At 67.9% G+C, this 18333-nt stretch carries 17 protein-coding genes and 2 tRNA genes; 9 read left to right on the top strand and 10 right to left on the bottom strand.

The window, feature by feature from the left end; translation table 11 throughout:
- Nucleotides 1-5: 5 nt before the first annotated feature.
- The 5 genes from gyrA to MRAB57_RS08295 all read left to right on the top strand — a co-directional run bounded on the left by gyrA (nucleotide 6) and on the right by MRAB57_RS08295 (nucleotide 4655).
- Nucleotides 6-2519 carry a DNA gyrase subunit A gene (gyrA, locus tag MRAB57_RS08315; RefSeq protein ID WP_077087141.1) on the top strand — a complete coding sequence of 838 codons (2514 nt, stop codon included), beginning with the start codon at nucleotides 6-8 and terminating at the stop codon, nucleotides 2517-2519.
- A 124-nt stretch (nucleotides 2520-2643) separates the two neighbouring features.
- Entirely contained in the window at nucleotides 2644-3501 is an 858-nt protein-coding gene (locus MRAB57_RS08310; RefSeq protein WP_077087140.1) for a DUF3566 domain-containing protein, read from the top strand.
- A 63-nt stretch (nucleotides 3502-3564) separates the two neighbouring features.
- Nucleotides 3565-3638: transfer RNA gene (locus MRAB57_RS08305), tRNA-Ile, on the top strand.
- Nucleotides 3639-3775: 137 nt separating this feature from the next.
- Nucleotides 3776-3848: transfer RNA gene (locus tag MRAB57_RS08300), tRNA-Ala, on the top strand.
- Nucleotides 3849-3905: 57 nt separating this feature from the next.
- On the top strand, nucleotides 3906-4655 hold the full coding sequence (locus MRAB57_RS08295; protein WP_077087139.1) for a thioesterase II family protein: 750 nt from the start codon (nucleotides 3906-3908) through the stop codon (nucleotides 4653-4655).
- 18 nt (nucleotides 4656-4673) lie between these two features.
- Here the strand turns inward: MRAB57_RS08295 and MRAB57_RS08290 are convergent, their stop codons facing one another.
- Nucleotides 4674-5219 carry a TetR/AcrR family transcriptional regulator gene (locus tag MRAB57_RS08290; RefSeq protein ID WP_077087138.1) on the bottom strand — a complete coding sequence of 182 codons (546 nt, stop codon included), beginning with the start codon at nucleotides 5217-5219 and terminating at the stop codon, nucleotides 4674-4676.
- 193 nt (nucleotides 5220-5412) lie between these two features.
- On the opposite strand from MRAB57_RS08290, the gene MRAB57_RS08285 reads away from it, so the two are divergent.
- Nucleotides 5413-6627: a cytochrome P450 gene (locus MRAB57_RS08285; protein WP_077087137.1), complete on the top strand. Its 1215-nt coding sequence runs from the start codon at nucleotides 5413-5415 to the stop codon at nucleotides 6625-6627.
- Between the two features lie 19 nt (nucleotides 6628-6646).
- Here the strand turns inward: MRAB57_RS08285 and cwsA are convergent, their stop codons facing one another.
- A complete protein-coding gene (gene cwsA / locus MRAB57_RS08280) occupies nucleotides 6647-7072 on the bottom strand; it encodes a cell wall synthesis protein CwsA (protein ID WP_077087136.1) in 426 nt (141 codons plus the stop codon).
- Nucleotides 7073-7179: 107 nt separating this feature from the next.
- Between cwsA and MRAB57_RS08275 the strand changes: the two genes are divergently transcribed.
- Complete coding sequence (locus tag MRAB57_RS08275) at nucleotides 7180-7728, top strand: peptidylprolyl isomerase (protein WP_077087135.1); 549 nt, start codon at nucleotides 7180-7182, stop codon at nucleotides 7726-7728.
- Between the two features lie 14 nt (nucleotides 7729-7742).
- On the opposite strand, the gene MRAB57_RS08270 is transcribed toward MRAB57_RS08275, so the two are convergent.
- Nucleotides 7743-8186: a PH domain-containing protein gene (locus MRAB57_RS08270; RefSeq protein WP_077087134.1), complete on the bottom strand. Its 444-nt coding sequence runs from the start codon at nucleotides 8184-8186 to the stop codon at nucleotides 7743-7745.
- A 155-nt stretch (nucleotides 8187-8341) separates the two neighbouring features.
- Nucleotides 8342-8623 carry a cell division protein CrgA gene (gene crgA, locus MRAB57_RS08265; protein ID WP_077087133.1) on the bottom strand — a complete coding sequence of 94 codons (282 nt, stop codon included), beginning with the start codon at nucleotides 8621-8623 and terminating at the stop codon, nucleotides 8342-8344.
- A 128-nt stretch (nucleotides 8624-8751) separates the two neighbouring features.
- Here crgA and MRAB57_RS08260 point away from each other — a divergent pair, with 128 nt between their 5' ends.
- On the top strand, nucleotides 8752-9495 hold the full coding sequence (locus MRAB57_RS08260) for a DUF881 domain-containing protein (RefSeq protein WP_077087132.1): 744 nt from the start codon (nucleotides 8752-8754) through the stop codon (nucleotides 9493-9495).
- A gap of 38 nt (nucleotides 9496-9533) precedes the next feature.
- Nucleotides 9534-10232, top strand: coding sequence for an aminodeoxychorismate/anthranilate synthase component II (locus tag MRAB57_RS08255; protein ID WP_077090472.1), 699 nt, complete (start codon nucleotides 9534-9536; stop codon nucleotides 10230-10232).
- Here the strand turns inward: MRAB57_RS08255 and pknB are convergent.
- The 6 genes from pknB to MRAB57_RS08225 are packed head-to-tail and all read right to left on the bottom strand — an operon-like array spanning nucleotide 10210 to nucleotide 18232.
- Nucleotides 10210-12090: a Stk1 family PASTA domain-containing Ser/Thr kinase gene (gene pknB / locus MRAB57_RS08250; protein ID WP_077090473.1), complete on the bottom strand. Its 1881-nt coding sequence runs from the start codon at nucleotides 12088-12090 to the stop codon at nucleotides 10210-10212. The two genes, MRAB57_RS08255 and pknB, sit on opposite strands and share 23 nt — an antisense overlap.
- Nucleotides 12087-13376: a serine/threonine-protein kinase gene (locus MRAB57_RS08245; RefSeq protein WP_108637903.1), complete on the bottom strand. Its 1290-nt coding sequence runs from the start codon at nucleotides 13374-13376 to the stop codon at nucleotides 12087-12089. Before MRAB57_RS08245 ends, pknB begins: the two co-directional genes overlap by 4 nt.
- On the bottom strand, nucleotides 13373-14851 hold the full coding sequence (gene pbpA, locus MRAB57_RS08240) for a D,D-transpeptidase PbpA (protein WP_077087131.1): 1479 nt from the start codon (nucleotides 14849-14851) through the stop codon (nucleotides 13373-13375). The genes MRAB57_RS08245 and pbpA overlap by 4 nt, the downstream gene beginning before the upstream one ends.
- Nucleotides 14848-16257, bottom strand: a complete 1410-nt coding sequence (locus MRAB57_RS08235; protein ID WP_077087130.1) for an FtsW/RodA/SpoVE family cell cycle protein — start codon at nucleotides 16255-16257, stop codon at nucleotides 14848-14850. Before MRAB57_RS08235 ends, pbpA begins: the two co-directional genes overlap by 4 nt.
- Entirely contained in the window at nucleotides 16254-17768 is a 1515-nt protein-coding gene (locus MRAB57_RS08230) for a PP2C family protein-serine/threonine phosphatase (protein ID WP_077087129.1), read from the bottom strand. The genes MRAB57_RS08235 and MRAB57_RS08230 overlap by 4 nt, the downstream gene beginning before the upstream one ends.
- Complete coding sequence (locus MRAB57_RS08225) at nucleotides 17765-18232, bottom strand: FHA domain-containing protein FhaB/FipA (protein WP_077087128.1); 468 nt, start codon at nucleotides 18230-18232, stop codon at nucleotides 17765-17767. Before MRAB57_RS08225 ends, MRAB57_RS08230 begins: the two co-directional genes overlap by 4 nt.
- Nucleotides 18233-18333 lie beyond the last annotated feature (101 nt).

Below are 18333 nucleotides of genomic sequence, written 5' to 3'. Positions count from 1 at the left end.
ACTACATGACTGACACCACGCTGCCCCCGGGTGACGACTCCGTCGACCGGATCGAACCGGTTGACATTCAGCAGGAGATGCAGCGCAGCTACATCGATTACGCGATGAGCGTGATCGTTGGACGCGCGCTGCCGGAGGTGCGCGACGGTCTCAAGCCGGTGCACCGCCGCGTGCTCTATGCGATGTACGACTCCGGGTTCCGCCCGGACCGCGGCCACGCGAAATCGGCGCGGTCGGTCGCCGAAACGATGGGTAACTACCACCCGCACGGCGACTCGTCGATCTACGACACCCTGGTCCGGATGGCCCAGCCGTGGTCGCTGCGCTACCCGCTGGTCGACGGCCAGGGTAACTTCGGCTCGCCGGGCAACGACCCGCCAGCGGCGATGCGGTACACCGAGGCGCGCCTGACTCCCCTGGCGATGGAGATGCTGCGCGAAATCGACGAGGAGACAGTCGATTTCATACCGAACTACGACGGCCGGGTGCAAGAGCCGACCGTCCTGCCCAGCCGGTTCCCCAACCTGCTGGCCAACGGCTCCGGCGGCATCGCGGTCGGGATGGCCACCAATATGCCGCCGCACAACCTGCGTGAGCTGGCCGAGGCGGTGTTCTGGTGCCTGGACAATCACGAGGCGGACGAAGAGGCCACCCTGGCCGCGGTCTGCGAGCGGGTCAAGGGCCCGGACTTCCCCACCCACGGCCTGATCGTTGGATCGCAGGGCATCCACGACGCCTACACCACCGGCCGCGGTTCGATCCGGATGCGCGGTGTCGTTGAGATCGAAGAGGACTCGCGGGGGCGCACCCTGCTGGTCATCACCGAGCTGCCCTATCAGGTCAACCACGACAACTTCATCACCTCGATCGCCGAGCAGGTCCGCGACGGACGGCTGGCAGGTATCTCGAACATCGAAGATCAGAGCAGCGACCGGGTAGGCCTGCGCATCGTCGTCGAGATCAAACGCGACGCGGTCGCGAAGGTAGTGCTGAACAACCTCTACAAGCACACCCAGCTGCAGGCCAGCTTCGGCGCCAACATGCTGTCGATCGTCGATGGTGTCCCCCGCACGCTGCGTCTTGACCAACTGATCCGCCACTACGTGGTGCATCAGTTGGACGTCGTCGTGCGGCGCACCACCTACCGGCTGCGAAAAGCCAACGAGCGGGCCCACATTCTGCGCGGCCTGGTCAAAGCGCTCGACGCGCTGGACGAAGTGATCGCCTTGATCCGGGCGTCGGAAACCGTCGACATCGCCCGAAGCGGATTGATCGAGTTACTGGACATCGACGAAATCCAGTCGCAGGCGATCCTGGACATGCAGCTGCGCCGGCTGGCCGCCCTGGAACGTCAACGCATCGTCGACGACCTGGCCAAGATCGAGGCCGAGATCGCCGACCTCGAGGACATCCTGGCCAAGCCCGAGCGGCAGCGCGCCATCGTGCACGACGAACTGGCCGAACTTGTCGAGAAATACGGCGACGACCGGCGTACGCGCATCATCCCCGCCGACGGCGATGTCGCCGACGAGGATCTGATTGCCCGCGAAGAGGTTGTTGTCACCATCACCGAGACCGGCTACGCCAAGCGCACCAAGTCAGACCTCTACCGCAGCCAGAAGCGCGGCGGTAAGGGCGTGCAAGGGGCCGGCCTGAAACAGGACGACATCGTCGCGCACTTCTTCGTGTGCTCGACGCACGACTGGATCCTGTTCTTCACCACCCAGGGCCGGGTGTACCGCGCCAAGGCCTACGACCTGCCCGAGGCGTCGCGCACCGCGCGCGGTCAGCACGTCGCCAACCTCCTGGCCTTCCAGCCCGAGGAGCGCATCGCGCAGGTCATCCAGATCAAGGGCTACGAGGATGCGCCGTATCTGGTACTGGCCACCAAGAACGGGCTGGTCAAGAAGTCCAAGCTGACCGATTTCGATTCCAACCGCTCGGGCGGGATCGTGGCGGTCAACCTGCGCGACGCCGACGAGCTGGTCGGTGCGGTGCTGTGCTCGTCGGAGGAGGACCTGCTGCTGGTCTCGGCGCTGGGTCAGTCCATCCGGTTCTCGGCGACCGACGAGGCGCTGCGGCCGATGGGCCGCGCCACCTCCGGCGTCCAGGGCATGCGGTTCAACGCCGACGATTATCTGTTGTCGCTCAACGTAATCCAAGAAGGCACCTATCTGTTGGTGGCGACCTCCGGGGGCTACGCCAAGCGTACCGCGATCGAGGAGTATCCCGTGCAGGGCCGCGGCGGCAAGGGAGTCCTGACGGTCCAGTACGACGTCCGGCGTGGCAGGCTGGTGGGGGCGTTGATCGTCGACGATGACAGCGAGCTGTATGCGATCACCTCGGTCGGTGGTGTCATCCGCACTAGGGCGCGCCAGGTCCGCAAGGCCGGACGGCAGACGAAGGGCGTTCGGTTGATGAACCTGGGTGAGGACAACACGCTGTTGGCCATCGCGCGCAACGCCGAGGAAAGTGACGACGACGAGGAAACCGGCGACGCCGAGGGGTCGGACGGCTAGCCCGTACCGGCCGGGGTCGAGCGGAGGCTCGGCCCAGGACCCGGGCCATTAGACTCAGCCCGACCACAGATGATGCGAGTGCCACCGCCTGGGCGGCCAGGGCAGGACAGGTAAGGAGTCGCGGGTGACTTCACCGAACGAGCCGGGCGCCCCCAAGAAGGGCGACGGGCCCAGCGGGGACGGTGCCACCGAGCGTGCCGCCGCACACCAAGGCCAGGCCGGCCGGGCCCACGACGGGCCCGACTCGCCGCCATGGCAGCGGGGCGGCGGCCGCCCCGGCCAGCAGGGCAACCGCCCGCCGGACTCCCAGGGCGAACGCGAACGCCCGTCGGGTCCGCCTGCGGGCATGGACGCGCGGCTGAATCGCTTCATCTCCGGGAGCGCCACTCCCGGCGGCGGATCGGGGCATCCGAAGAACCCACCGCACGAGGCCGCCCGCGGTGAGGGCGACGCGTATGCCAGCGAGCTGCCGGATCTGTCGGGGCCCCTGCCGCGCACGCCGCAGCGCAAGACCACGCCCGATCGACCGACGGAGACGTCGACGTCGACGGGCCGCTCGACGAGCACCGAGACCCGCGAGAGCTCCGACAAACTCGTGCAGGTGTCGCGGCGTACCCGCGGCCCAGTCCGGGCCAGCATGCAGATCCGTCGGATCGATCCGTGGAGCACGCTGAAGGTGTCGCTGATGCTCTCGGTGGCGCTGTTCTTCGTCTGGATGATCGCGGTGGCGTTCCTCTACCTGGTGCTCGGCGGCATGGGGGTGTGGGCCAAGCTGAACAGCAACGTCGGTGACCTGCTGAACAACACCAGCGGCAGCGGCGGGGAACTGGTCTCCAGCGGCACCATCTTCGGCGGCGCCGTGCTGATCGGTTTGGTCAACATCGTCCTGCTGACCGCAATGTCCACCATCGGCGCATTCATCTACAACTTGGCGACCGACCTGATCGGCGGCATCGAGGTGACGTTGGCAGACCGGGATTAGCCCGAGGTTTTGGGGGTGGGGCGGCCGTTGCGGTAATCTCGTCGCTCGGTCGTACGCGCGTACGGGCCTATAGCTCAGGTGGTTAGAGCGCTTCGCTGATAACGAAGAGGTCGGAGGTTCGAGTCCTCCTAGGCCCACAACCATGTGCCCGTCAGGACGTTACGTGAGAGTTGCATTGCCGTTGGCGTTGATCGCTGTAGCGTCGGCGGTGCTGTGGTCACGGCGTGGAGTCGAGGTCTGGCACGTGGCGGAGGGTGATCCACCCCCCCGATGAGGGGCCTTAGCTCAGTTGGTAGAGCACCGCCTTTGCAAGGCGGGTGTCAGGGGTTCGATTCCCCTAGGCTCCACAATTCCTAGCGCTGAGCCTGCGACGCCCGTTCCGGCGATCGACTGACGGGAGCCACATGCCGATCGAAGCGACGACCTGGTTGAGGGCATTGCGGCCGGTGCCGAACGCGCGCTCGGTCGTGCTGGGCTTCCCGCCCGGCGGCGGATCGGCAGGCGCGTATCGGGCGCTGGCACAAAAGCTCGCGCCGGGGATCGCGATGTACGCCGTGCAGTACCCAGGGCGGCAGGACCGGCTGAGCGATCCGCTCGTCACGGACATGGCCGAGCTGGCCGATCTCATCAACGCCGACCTGTCGCGCTGGGGTGCGGTACCGAATCTCGCGCTGTTCGGGCACAGCATGGGTGCGACGGTCGCGTTCGAAGTCGCGCGCCGGCTGCAGGCGAAGAATCGCGGTCCGGTCCGGCTGTTCGTATCCGGGCGCATCGCGCCCGACGCGCCCTACGACGGTCGCCTGCACACGGGGCCGGACGCCGACCTCATCGACGACCTGGAGCGCCTGGCCAACGACCCGGCCTCGGTGGCGCTGGTGCGCGCCGACCCCGACCTCGCAAGCCTGGTGCTGCCGCCGCTGCGCGCGGACTACCGCGCGGTGGAGACCTATGTTTTCGAGGCGGGTCCGCGACTGCGGTGCCCGGTGTCGGCGCTGCTCGGCGACGCCGATCCCACCGTCACGCCCGAACAGGCCGAGGGCTGGCGCGCGCACACCGACTCCGAGTTCGAGCTGACCATGTTCGGCGGCCGACACTTCTACCTGGACGAGCACGTCTCGGAGGTCGCGGACCATCTGTCCTCACGCCTGGGCTGAAGCCGAAAGCGCTGAGCTTCAGGCGGTTTGGAAGGACGCTCCGAGGAATCGTTCCACCAACTCGCGCTCGGCCGCCCGGTCCTTCAGGGGCCAGCACCACAGCGACAGGAACACCCGGATCAGCCATTGCGCGGCCAGTGGGTCGTCGTAACCCAGCATCTGCGCGGCGAAACCCAGCACCGCGGGCGACGTGGTCAGCCATTCGCTGTCCGGTCCCAGGTGCATCGACCGCATGAGGTGGACCAGCGGATCCGAATGCATGCGGTCCAGGGCGGCGAGCGTCGCGGCCACCACTCGCTCCCGGCCGCGCAGACCCTTGATGGCGTCGCGCACGGTGTCGACAATGCGATTGGCGTGGATCATCACGACCGCGTCGCGGATGGCCGCCTTGCCGCCGGCGTGCCGGTAGATCGTCGCCGGCGAGCAATGGACATCGGCGGCCAGGGCCTCGATCGTGAAGCCGTCGTACCCGGTGCGGGAGATGATGTCGGCGGCCGCGGCATGGATCCGTTCGGCGGCCGCGCCGTGGCGATCGCGTCCCACCAACCAATCGTCTTGGGCCATGCGACCACCTCCTCGACGCTGCGGTTCAGAAAAGAATATTTCTCAGATTGAGAATTGCTGATCACTTTTCATCAGCCTAATCGCAGCCAGCGCAGCTCCGGTGAGAACGGCCCGCGGTCGCAGGGCGGTCGGCCGCTCATCAACTTCGCCGCCCCGTATTGACCCTGCGTGTGACCCGATTCAGCCTGGGCCTATGACGGTTCTGGACGATCCGATCGACTTCTTCGGTACCGAGGCGCTGCAGGACCCCTATCCGCTCTATGACCGGATGCGCGCCCAGGCACCCGTGCATCGCATCGGCGAGTCGGAGTTCTATGCCGTCTGCGGCTGGGACGCGGTGATCGAGGCCGTGAGCCGCGTCGAGGATTTCTCCTCCATTCTCACGGCGACCATCGTCTACCAGGAGGACGGCACGGTGGCGCCCTTCGACATGGGCGGGGCGGGCAGCGCCGCTCACGTGTTGGCCACCGCCGACGACCCCGTGCACGCGCTGCACCGCAAGCTGCTGCTGCCACACCTGTCGGCCAAGCGGGTGCGCAACATCGAGGAGTTCGCCACCGAGACCGCCGACTGGCTGTGGGACGAGAATCTGCGCGACGGGCGCATCGAGTGGATGAGCGCGGTCGCCAACCGGCTGCCCATGATGGTGGTCGCCCGGCTGCTGGGCCTGCCGGACGACGACGTCGCCGACCTCATTCGGCTCGGCTTCGCCACCACCACCCTGCTCGACGGTGTGGTCACCAAGGCGCAGCTGGAGGCTGCCGGGGCGGCGGCCTGGGAGCTGACCACCTATATTATGGGGCACTTCGAAAAGTCCTCCGGTACAAGCGAATCCGGCCTCATCGCCGACCTGGCGGCGCGTTGTTCCTCCGGGGAGTTAGACCAGACGGCCGCACTCGGGATCATGATGACGCTGTTCAGCGCCGCCGGCGAATCGACCGCCTCGCTGCTGGGCAGCGCGGCGTGGGTCCTGGTCACCCGTCCCGACATTCAGCGGCAGGTGCGCGAGAACCCAGAGTTGTTGGGCGCCTTCATCGAGGAGGCGCTGCGATTCGAACCGCCGTTTCGCGGACACTATCGGCACGTGTGGCGGGACACGACGCTGGACGGAGTGCCGGTGCCCGCCGATTCGCACCTGCTGCTGATGTGGGGCGCGGCCAATCGCGATCCGGGACACTTCCCGGTGCCCAACGAATTCCGCCTCGACCGCAGCGGCGGCAAGGGCCATGTGACATTCGGCAAGGGCGTGCACTTCTGCGTCGGGGCCGCGCTGGCGCGGCTGGAGGCCCAGATCGTGCTACGGATGTTGTTGGACCGGACGAGCTGGATCGAGGCAGGCGATATCGGGCAATGGCTGCCCAGCATCCTGGTCCGGCGGCTGGACCGCCTGGAGCTGGCCGCCCGATAAACCGTTGCGGGGCAGCGCCTTACGGGCGGTGTTGCACGTCGACGCTGGGCGGCAGCTGCGACGGCTCCGGGCGCATGGAGCGCCGGACGATGCTGAACGTCACCGCGCCGACTGCCAGCGCCGCCACGGCGGCGCCTGCCAGCACCCACGGGCGCGGTCCGCGCCGGCGGAACCGGCGCGCATCCTGGAAGGCCTGCGGCAGGCTCGCCACGACTTCCTGGGCGGCGGCCAATTCCTGGCCGATCGTCTCCTGTGCTGCGGCGACCTCGCGGGCCAGTTGCCCGCGCTCGTAGCGGTCGCGGAGCTGCGCCGCGGTCGACCGCGCGGAGTTGACCCCCAACCCGACGACCCCGCGTGTCACGTCCACCGGGCCCACCGCCGAGTAGGTCAGCCCTCGGGATAGCCGCTCCCGGGGCGTCAGCCGGGACTCCGCCTTAGCTCTCATCTGCCGCCATCCTTCGCTGGAGTGTGGAACTACAGACTGCCATCGAAACGGCGTTTTCGGCAGCGGGCGCCGGTCGGTGAGACCCGGTGCGGGAACGCCCGCGGCTAATGGCAGACTGTGATTCCGTGACTAACAGCCCCTTTCAGACCGCCACTGCCACGCTGCACACCAACCGCGGCGACATCAAGGTCGCTCTGTTCGGAAACCACGCGCCCAAGACTGTCGCCAACTTCGTTGGCCTGGCGCAGGGCACCAAGGAGTACTCGACGCAGAACGCCTCGGGCGGACCCTCGGGCCCGTTCTACGACGGCGCTGTCTTTCACCGGGTGATCCAGGGCTTCATGATCCAGGGCGGCGACCCGACCGGCACCGGTCGCGGCGGCCCGGGCTACAAGTTCGCCGACGAGTTTCACCCCGAGCTGCAATTCGACAAGCCCTACCTGCTGGCGATGGCGAACGCGGGACCCGGCACCAACGGTTCGCAGTTCTTCATCACGGTCGGCGAGACGCCGCACCTGAACCGGCGCCACACGATCTTCGGTGAGGTCACCGAGCCGGAGTCGCAGAAGGTTGTCGACGCGATCGCGACCACGGCCACCGACGGCAATGACCGCCCGAACGACGCCGTCGTCATCGAGTCGATCACGATCTCCTAAGCAAGCCGCAGCGCCTAGTCGGGCCCCTCGCCGGGGCCCCCTTGCCTGCCTGCGTACCCGGCGTCGGTGAGCGCGTCGAGCACGTCCAGTGGGTTGGTGCCGAGGTCCCAGCGCGAGAACAGAACCAGCCCTCCGTCGGTCGAATCGACCTCGAGAAACCGCACCGTGCGCCCATAGCGGCGAAACTCGGTGATCCGAATGATCTTGATATCGGTGGGCCGTAATACCTGCGTCCGGAACCACCCGCGAATCGCCAGGCCGGCGGGGGTAATAGCCAGCTTCGGGCGCGCGCGCCACGTCCCGCCCGCAAACAACAGCAGACCCGCCGCGGCAATCATGGTCAGAATGCGGCCCGGCACATCTGTGACGACAGTCACACTGACGATAGCCATCAGAATGCCCGCGGCCCCACAACCAGCGATTCCGCCCGCGGGGGGCTCCCACTGTGTTTGCTGCATCGGTTGCCTAGGCCCTCCCACCACCGGGTATGCGGTTATCCACAAGCGCTATGCACAGTGGGGATAAATCACACGCGTGTGATTGGGTGCATACATGGTTGCTGGCGTAGCGACGAATCAACCCCAAGATGAATTCATTTTGCCGATGAGTGCGCTCAGTGCCAGCGCATCGTGAGCAACAAACCGGTGATCATGAAGGCGAACGCGATCGCGTAGTTCCACGGACCGAGTTGCGCCATCCAGTTCAGGGCCGTCGGCGCCTGGCTGCCGACCGCGGCCAACTGGAAGACCATCAGCCACACCAGGCCGATCAGCATGAGGCCGACGAACAAGCAAACGAACCACACGCTGGATGGTCCGACCTTCACCTTCACCGGGGTGCGGCTGACCGCGCTGACGGTGAAGTCGTTCTTCTTACGGACCTTGGACTTGGGCATGATTACCTCGGGCTTACCTCGACAACGCAGTGAGCAGGGCGGGGTGCAACGATAGCGGTCAGTGCTGCACGCAGAGCTTGGCTACGAGACTAACCCACCTGGCAGCCTCCCCTGGAAACGGAGAGTCGATGAGTGACACGCGCCGCTCGCCATGGCGCTTCGGTGTCCCGCTGGTGTGTCTGATGGCGGGGTTGCTGCTGGCCACCACGCACGGGGTGTCCGGCGGCGCCGAGATCCGCCGCAGCGACGCTCCCCGCCTGGTCGACCTGGTTCGGGAGACGCAGTCGTCGGTGGACCGCCTCAAGGCACAGCGCGACCAGCTGGCCGCCAAGATCGATTCGACGCACCTGCGCTCGTCCGACGCGGCGCTGAAGGCGATGCTGCGACGGTCCGCGGAGCTGGCCGGCGAGGCTGACATGGAACCGGTGCACGGGCCCGGCTTGGTGGTGACCCTCGACGACGCCAAGCGCGACGCCAACGGCCGCTTCCCCCGCGATGCCTCCCCCGACGACCTGGTGGTGCACCAGCAGGACATCGAGGCCGTCCTGAACGCGTTGTGGAGCGCCGGCACCGAGGGAATCCAGATGCAGGACCAGCGGATCATCGCGACCTCGGTGCCACGCTGCGTCGGCAACACCCTGCTACTCAACGGGCGCACCTACAGTCCGCCGTACACGATCACCGCGATCGGCAACGCGGCGGCGATGCAGGCCGCCCTGTCCGCCGCTCCCCTGGTGGTGCTCTACAAGCAGTACGAGGTCCGGTTCGGGCTCGGCTACAGCGAAGAGGTCAAGACCGACGTGCGCATCGTCGGACACAGCGAGCCCGTCCGGATGCACTTCGCCCAGCCGATCGGGCCGGTCAGCTACTGAGCGGCGGTGCGACCTGGGCCGGGCGGTAACCTGTGACGATGCGGATCCTGGTTGTCGACAACTACGACAGCTTCGTGTTCAACCTGGTGCAGTACCTGGGACAGCTCGGTGTTGAGGCCGAGGTGTGGCGCAACGACGACGCCCGGCTGACCGACCCCGCAGACGAACACGCCGCCGTCGCCGCGCAGTTCGACGGCGTGCTGCTCAGCCCCGGCCCCGGCACCCCGGAGCGCGCGGGCGCGTCGATTCCGTTGGTGCACGCGTGTGCCGCCGCGCGCACGCCGCTGCTGGGGGTCTGCCTGGGCCACCAGGCCATCGGCGTGGCATTCGGGGCATCCGTCGACCGCGCGCCCGAGTTGCTGCACGGCAAGACCAGCAGCGTATTGCACACCAATGTCGGTGTGCTACAAGGACTTCCGGACCCATTTACGGCGACCCGGTACCACTCGCTGACCATCCTGCCCGAGTCGCTGCCCGCGAGCCTGGAGGTCACCGCCCACACCCGCAGCGGGGTGATCATGGGCGTGCGCCACACCGAGCTGCCGATCCACGGCGTGCAGTTCCACCCGGAGTCGATCCTGACCGAGGGCGGGCACCGGATGCTGGCCAACTGGCTGGCCTACTGCGGATGGTCGCGCGACGACACCCTGGTGCGCCGACTGGAGAACGAGGTCCGCGCCGCGGTGCGGCCGCACTTCCCGCCGGATCCCGGAGCTACTGACCGAACCTCAGCGTGATGACGCCGTCCCGGTTGACCCCGGCGCCGGCCGGCGGGTTCTGATACACCACCCGGTGGGCCTGGGATCCGCCCGCGTCGACGTCGGCGCCCTTGTCCAGCACCCCCGTCCAGCCCAGCGCGCGTAGCCGCGGCTCGGCGTCGGTCCAGAACTGTCCGCTCAGGTCGGGCATCACGAACTGATTGCCCTTGGACACCTGCAATTCGACGATCGAGTCGACCGGAACCGTCTGGCCCTTAGGGGGATTGGTCGCGATCACCTCGCCTGCCGGCCGCGGGCTGTCCACCTGCGTCTGGGTCAGCTTGGTGAAACCGTAGACAGTCAGGTTCTTTTGGGCGAGGTCGACGGTCTGGCCCGCGACGTCCGGGATCTGCTTGGTCTCCGGCCCGGACCCGACGATCACGGTGACGACGTTGGTGATCGCCGACGTCTGGTTCGCCGGCGGGTTGGTCCCGATCACCTTGCCCAGCAGCTCCGGCGTCGACGGTGAGTTCGTCTGCTTGAACTTCGTGAACCCGGCGGCCTTCAGTTTGCTCACCGCGTCGGAGTAGCTCAGCGACGAGACATCGGGAACCTCACGCTGTTCCGGGCCGGTGGAGACGTTGATGGTGATCTCGTCGCCGGCGCCCACCGAGGCGTTGGCGCCGGGGTCGGTGCCGATGACGTGGTCGGGCGGAATCGACGAGTCGGGCTTTTGCAGCGTGCGCGTCTTGAAGCCGCGGTTTTGCAGCGCGGCGATGGCGTCGGCGGACACCTGCCCCCGCATATCCGGCACCTGGACGTCGCGGGAGCTGCCGCCGAAGGTGTTGAACGCGATGACGACGACGATGGTCAGGACCGCCAGCACCGCGACCGCGACCACCCAGCGACCGACCGAACCGCCCGCGTCGTCGCGGTCGACGGCGTCGTAGTTCTGGCGAGGCAGTGGGTCGCTGCGCGAGCCGCCAAGGTTGGGGCCCGTCGCGGTCAGCAGCGAGGAGCGCTCGGCGTCGGTGAACACCTTGGGCGCCTCGGGCGCCTCGCCGTTGTGCACCCGAACCAGGTCGGTGCGCATCTCGGCGGCGGTCTGATAGCGGTTGTCCGGATTCTTGGCCAGCGCCTTCAGGACGACGGCGTCGAGGTCCGGGGAGATGCCCGCGTGCCGCTTCGACGGCGGCACCGGATCTTCCCGCACATGTTGGTAGGCGACCGCGACGGGCGAGTCGCCGGTGAAAGGTGGCTCCCCCGTGAGGATTTCGTACAGCACGCAACCCAGCGAATAGACGTCCGAGCGGGCGTCGACGGTTTCGCCGCGAGCCTGCTCGGGCGACAGATACTGGGCGGTCCCGATCACGGCCGCGGTCTGGGTGACGCTGTTGCCGCTGTCGGCGATCGCGCGCGCGATGCCGAAGTCCATCACCTTGACCGCATTCGTCGTGCTGATCATGATGTTCGCCGGCTTGACGTCGCGGTGGATGATGCCGTTGCGGTGGCTGAAGTTCAGCGCCTGGCAGGCGTCGGCGATGATCTCGATCGCCCGCCGCGGCGGCAGCGGTCCGTCGTTGTGCACGATGTCGCGCAGGGTGACGCCGTCGACGTATTCCATGACGATGTAGGGCAGCGGACCGCTGGGGGTCTCGGCCTCCCCGGTGTCGTACACCGCGACGATGGACGGGTGGTTCAGCGCGGCGGCATTCTGCGCCTCACGGCGGAAACGCAGATAGAAGCTGGGATCGCGGGCCAGATCGGCGCGCAGCACCTTAACCGCCACGTCGCGATGCAGGCGGACGTCGCGGGCCAGGTGAACTTCGGACATGCCCCCGAAACCGAGGATGTCGCCGAGTTCGTACCGGTCGGAAAGGTGCTGCGGGGTGGTCATTGCCGTATCTCGGGTCCGGCCGCCGACCGGGTGGGCGTCACGGGTTCGACCCGGCCCAGTTCTGGCGGCCTGCTGTGCAAACCAGAATTGCGCATCGCCGCGCCATCCGTCCAATCCAGGCGCAGACCGGGTGCCGAACCGCTGGGCGTCTTGGACGCCGGCGGCGTGCCGGTATCGGTCACGGTCGGCTGTTGCTGCTGTTGCTGGGTGTCCGCCTTGGAGTTGATGACGATCAGCACCGCGATGATGATGGCGAGCGCGCCGAGCACCCCGGCGGCCCACAACAGCGCGCGCTGGCCCGACGAGAACGTGCGACGGCGAGCCCTTGCCCGCGGCGGCTCCGGCCGCCGCCGCCGGCGGACGATTCGGGGCGGCGATCCCTGCTGGGTCGACGGGATGGACGCCGGCGAGGCGCGGCCCGGCGGCGGCGACTGGCTGGGCCTGGGCGGCCGGCGGCCGGCGCGAACCGCGGCCACCGCATCGGCGAACGGTCCGCCGCTGCGATAGCGCATGCCGGGGTTCTTCACCAGGGTGATCTCGATGAGCTCGCGCACGTTGGGCGGCAGCTCTGGCGGCAGCGGCGGCGGCGGCTCCTTGATGTGCTTCATCGCCACCGTCAGGGCGCCGTCGCCGGTGAACGGCCGCTTGCCCGAAACCACCTCGTAGCCAACGACACCCAGCGAATAGACATCGCTGGACGGGGTCGCGTCGTGGCCCAGCGCCTGTTCGGGCGCGATGTACTGGGCGGTGCCCATCACCATGCCGGTCTGGGTCACCGGCGCGGCGTCGACGGCCTTGGCGATACCGAAGTCGGTGATCTTCACCTGTCCGGTCGGGGTGATCAGGATGTTTCCCGGCTTGACGTCGCGGTGCACCAGCCCGGCGGCGTGCGCGATCTGCAGCGCGCGGCCGGTCTGCTCGAGCATGTCCAGCGCGTGCCGCAGCGACAGCCGGCCGGTGCGTTTGAGCACCGAGTTCAGCGGCTCGCCGTTGACGAGCTCCATCACCAGGTAGGCGGTGCGGCCCTCCCCGTCCATCTGGCTCTCGCCGTAGTCGTGCACGGCGGCGATGCCGGGGTGGTTGAGCATCGCGGTGGTGCGCGCCTCGGCGCGGAACCGCTCGATGAACTCGGGGTCCTGGGAGAACTCCCCCTTGAGCACCTTGACCGCGACGCGGCGGCCCAGCCGGCTGTCCACCGCCTCCCAGACCTGGCCCATGCCGCCGGTGGCGATCAAGCGCTGCAGGCGATACCGCCCGGACAGCGTCACCCCCACGCGCGGACTCATGGCCCCCCCTGCAGTGCGGCTTGGATGACGGCCCGGCCGATCGGCGCGGCGAGCGCGCCACCCGTCGCCGACAGCCGGTCGGCGCCGTTCTCGACGAGCACGGCCACGGCCACCTTCGGGCTCTGCGCGGGCGCGAACGCGATGTACCACGCGTGCGGCGGAGTGTTGCGCGGGTCGGTGCCATGCTCCGCGGTACCGGTCTTGGATGCGATCTGCACGCCGGGAATGGCCCCTTTCTGCTGCGCGTCCTTCTCGGCGCCGATCATCAGCTCTGTTAGCTTAGCGGCGACCTGCGGTGAGACGGCGCGGCGCTGCTGGTACGGCGCGGTGGTGCTGATGACGGCAAGGTCTGGTCCGCGCAGGCTGTCGATCAGGTACGGCTGCATCGCTACGCCGCCGTTCGCGATGGTAGCCGCGATCTCGGCGTTCTCCAGTGGCGTCACGGCAACGTCCTTCTGACCGATGCTCGACATGCCCAGGGCGGCGGCGTCCGGGATGATCCCGATCGTCGACTCGGCGACCTGCAATGGGATCACGCTCGGCGTGCTGTCCAGGCCGAACGCGCGGGCCATGCTGCGCAGCGCGTCGGCCCCGGTGAGCATGCCCAGCTGGACGAACGCGGTGTTACACGACAGGGCGAACGCCTTGCGCAGCGTCACGGTCGGGTCGCTGCCGCAGGGCGTGCCGCCGTAGTTCTCCAGGGTGGCCGTGCTGTTCGGCAGCGGAATGGTAGGTGCCGCCGTCAACTGCTGGGTGTCGGACGCACCGGACTGCAGCGCCGCCGCGGTGGTGATCACCTTGAACGTCGAGCCGGGCGGATAGGTCTCCGAGATAGCCCGGTTGAGCAGCGGGTTGTTGGGGTCGTCGCGCAGCCGCTGCCACGCCTGCGCCTGCACCTCGGGGTCGTGCGACGCCAGCAGGTTGGGGTCATACGACGGCGAGGACACCATGGCCAGAATTTTGCCGGTGGAGGGCTCCAGCGCGACGACGGCGCCCTTGCACGCGGGGCCGCCGCAGCCCTGCTGCATCGCGTCCCAGGCCGCCTGCTGGACCCGCGGGTTGATTGTGGTGTCGACGTTGCCGCCGCGCGGGTCGCGGCCGGTGAAGAAGTCGGCCAGCCTGCGCCCGAACAGCCGCTCGTCGGAGCCGTTCAGCAGTGGGTCCTCGGCGCGCTCCAGGCCCGAGCTGGAATAGCGCAGTGAATAGAAGCCGGTGAGCGGCGCGTACACCGCGGGGTTGGGGTACACCCGCAGGAACCGGTAGCGGCTGTCGGTGGCCACCGAATAGGCCAGCAGCTGCCCGCCGGCGATGATCTGTCCGCGCTGGCGGGAGTACTCGTCGAGCAGCACCCGCTGGTTGCGCGGATCCGAGCGCAGGCTGTCGGCGGCGAAGACCTGCGTCATGGTCGCGTTGAGCAACAGCAGCACGATCAACGCCATCACGGTCACCGAGATCCGGCGTAGAGACGTGTTCATACCCGCTCGATCACCTCGGTGCCGGCCGCCGCGATCGGCGACGTGTCGCGGACACGGTTCCGCGACGGGTGGCGGGCGCTGTGCGAGACCCGGGCCAGGATGGCCAGCAGCACGTAGTTCGCCAGCAGCGACGATCCGCCGTAGGACATCCACGGCGTGGTCAGTCCGGTCAGCGGGATGAGCTGGGTTACCCCGCCGACGACGATGAACAGCTGGATCGCCAGCGTCGAGGCCAGACCCGCGGCCAGCAGCTTGCCGAAGCTGTCGCGCGACGCGATCGCGGTGCGCAGGCCGCGCACGATGACGATGGTGTAGAGCATCAAAATGCTGGACAGCCCCACCAATCCGAGCTCTTCGCCGAACGCGGCGGTGATGAAGTCGGTCGAGGCGGCGGGCACGGTGTCGGGCTGACCGTTGCCCAGGCCGGTGCCGAAGATGCCGCCGGTGGCAAAGCTGAACAGCGACTGCACGATCTGATAGCCGTGGCCGTCGGGGTCGGAGAACGGGTCCCACCACATCTGCACCCGAATGCGGACGTGCTCGAAGATGAAATACGCGACGGCGCTGCCGGCGGTGAACAACACCAGCCCGATGACGACCCAGCTAAACCGTTGGGTGGCAAGGTAAACCACCACCAGGAACGAGGCGTAGAGCAACAGCGACGTGCCGAGGTCCTTCTCGAAGACCATCACGCCCACCGAGATCACCCAGGCCGCCAGCAGCGGGGCGAGGTCGCGCGGGCGGGGCAGGGTCATGCCCATTAGGTGCTTGCCGACGCTGGTGAACAGACCGCGCTTGGCGACCAGCACCGCGGAGAAAAAGATCAGCAGCAAGATCTTGGAGAACTCCGCGGGCTGAATTGAGAAGCCCGGGAAGCGAATCCAGATCTTGGCGCCGTTCTGCTCGGACAACGACGCCGGCAGCAGCGCGGGGATCGCCAAGAAGATCAGACCCGCGAGGCCGTAGATGTAGCTGTAGCGTCCGAGCTGCCGATGATCCTTCAGGAAGGTGATCACGAGCGCGAACGCGGCGACACCGACCAGGGTCCACAACATCTGCTGGCTGGCGCTGGCGTGATGGTGGCCGCTGAGTTCATTGGTGACGAGATCGAGGCGGTGGATCATTACCAAGCCAAGTCCGTTGAGCAGCGCGACAATTGGCAGCAGCAACGGGTCGGCATACGGGGCGAAGCGCCTAAGGGTCAGGTGCGCGCCGCCGAACACGAGCAGGAAGACCAGCCCGTACGCGGTCAGGTCCCAGCGCAGGCCGCGCTGCTGGTTCGCCTCGACGATCAGCAGGGCGGCGACGGTGATCACCGCCGCGAAGCACAGCAACGCCACCTCGGCGTTGCGCCTGGTGGGCAGCGGCGGGGTGACCGCGACCGGTGGTTGGATCTGCGTGGTCATGCCACCGCCCGGCAGTCGATGCCCGGCTGAGGTGGGGGTGGTGGAAGCGCAGTCACCGTCTGGGAAGTGGCGGTGGGCGACGTGGTCGCGGGCGCTGCTGGGGGGGTGCCGGCGGGAGGGCCAGCTGGAATCGAGCTGCTCGTGGGGCCGCTGGGCGAAGTCGTCGTAGGTGCGGTGACGCTCGGCTGCGGTGTCGCGCCGGTCATCGGGGCGGGAGTGCCGGGCGGTGAGGTGGCGCGCGGCGGCGGACACGGCGGCAGCAGGGAGTTGGCGGAGAGTTCGCGCAACTGCGCCTCGGCGTCGTCCAGGGTTCCGGCGGGAAGGCCGGCTTGAACCTGCGCGCGTTCGGCGGGGCGCAGATCCTGCAACTGCAAGACGTGGCAGTCGTGTTGGTTGCCGGATTGGCTGTAGCTGATGACGGATAACTCGTTGTGCGCGTTGAGACATCCCACGAGATACGGCTCGTGCAACGACATGCCGAGCAGCGAACCCTGGATGCCCCGCACGATCGACACCATGCCGTTGTAGTCGGCGACGTAGTAGTTGCTGCGGATGATGGCCCGCCCGATGGCCACGCCCGCGAGTATCAGCAGGACGGCCAGCGTGCCGAGGATGAACATCCGGCGCCGGGGCCACCGCGGCCGTGTCGCCGTCTCCTCTTGCGGCACAACGGGTTTGGCCGCCTCCTTGCGGGCGCCGATGGCCGAGGCCCGGCCAGCCGAGGTGTTGGGCAGCGTCAGTTGGTCTTCTTCGCCCGATACCGCGCCCGCCAGAATCGGCTGGGTCTGGCCGTAGTCGTAGTCCACGACGTCGGCGACCACCACCGTGACGTTGTCGGGGCCGCCGCCGCGCAGCGCCAATTCGATAAGGCGGTAAGCACTCTCGGCCACGTCGGGGATCTGCAACGCCTCGAGGATCGTCTCGTCGCTCACCGGGTCGGACAACCCGTCCGAGCAGAGCAGGTAGCGATCGCCGGCGCGCGCTTCACGCATCGTCAGCGTGGGCTCGACCTCGTGGCCCGTCAGCGCCCGCATGATCAACGAGCGCTGCGGGTGGCTGTGCGCCTCTTCCCGGGTGATGCGGCCCTCGTCTACCAGGGTCTGGACGAACGTGTCGTCCTTGGTGATCTGGGTGAGTTCGCCGTCGCGCATCATGTAGCCACGCGAGTCGCCGATGTGCACGAGCCCAAGACGGTTGCCCGCGAACAGGATTGCGGTGAGGGTGGTGCCCATCCCTTCGAGGTCGGGCTCCATCTCGACCTGCGCGGCAATGGCCGCGTTGCCGGAGCGCACCGCCGTGTCGAGCTTGGCCAGCAGGTCGCCGCCCGGCTCGTCGTCGTCGAGGTGCGCCAGCGCGGCGATCACCAACTGGGAGGCCACCTCGCCGGCGGCGTGGCCGCCCATGCCGTCGGCCAAAGCCAGCAGTCGCGCGCCGGCGTAAACCGAGTCTTCGTTATTGGTGCGGACCAGGCCCCTGTCGCTGCGGGCGGCGTATCGCAGGACCAGGCTCACGGGCGCAACTCGATTGCCGTTTTGCCGATCCGAACCGGCGTCCCGATTGGAACTCGTACCGCAGTCGTCACTTTCGCCCTGTCAAGGTATGTGCCGTTGGTCGATCCTAGATCCTCGACGTACCATTCCGAGCCGCGCTGCGATAGCCGGGCGTGCCGCGTCGAGGCGTAGTCGTCGGTGAGCACCAGCGTCGAATCGTCGGCGCGGCCGATCAGCACCGGCTGTCCGCTGAGCGTGATGCGCGCACCCGCCAAGGCCCCCTCGGTGACCACCAGGTAGCGCGCCGCGTGACCGCGCTGACGCGAGGGCAGCAGCGTCCCGCGCAGCGCCAGGCCACGGCGCACCATGACGGCCCCGGTAGGTGCGTAGATGTCGGTCTTCAGGATCCGCAAGACCGACCAGATGAATACCCATAACAGCATGAGAAATCCGGCACGCGTCAGCTGCAGCACTAGTCCCTGCATCTGGCGTCGTCCTTTCCGTCCTGGCGTCGCAACCCGAACCCGTGACACCGAGCACATCAGCAACGTCACGATACTTGGGAGGTGGTCGACGCGGGGCGAAG

Source organism: Mycobacterium rhizamassiliense (assembly GCF_900157375.1).
Classification (GTDB): domain Bacteria; phylum Actinomycetota; class Actinomycetes; order Mycobacteriales; family Mycobacteriaceae; genus Mycobacterium; species Mycobacterium rhizamassiliense.
The sequence above is the reverse complement of the archived record's forward strand: the minus strand, read 5'-3'. Positions and strand labels throughout refer to the sequence as shown.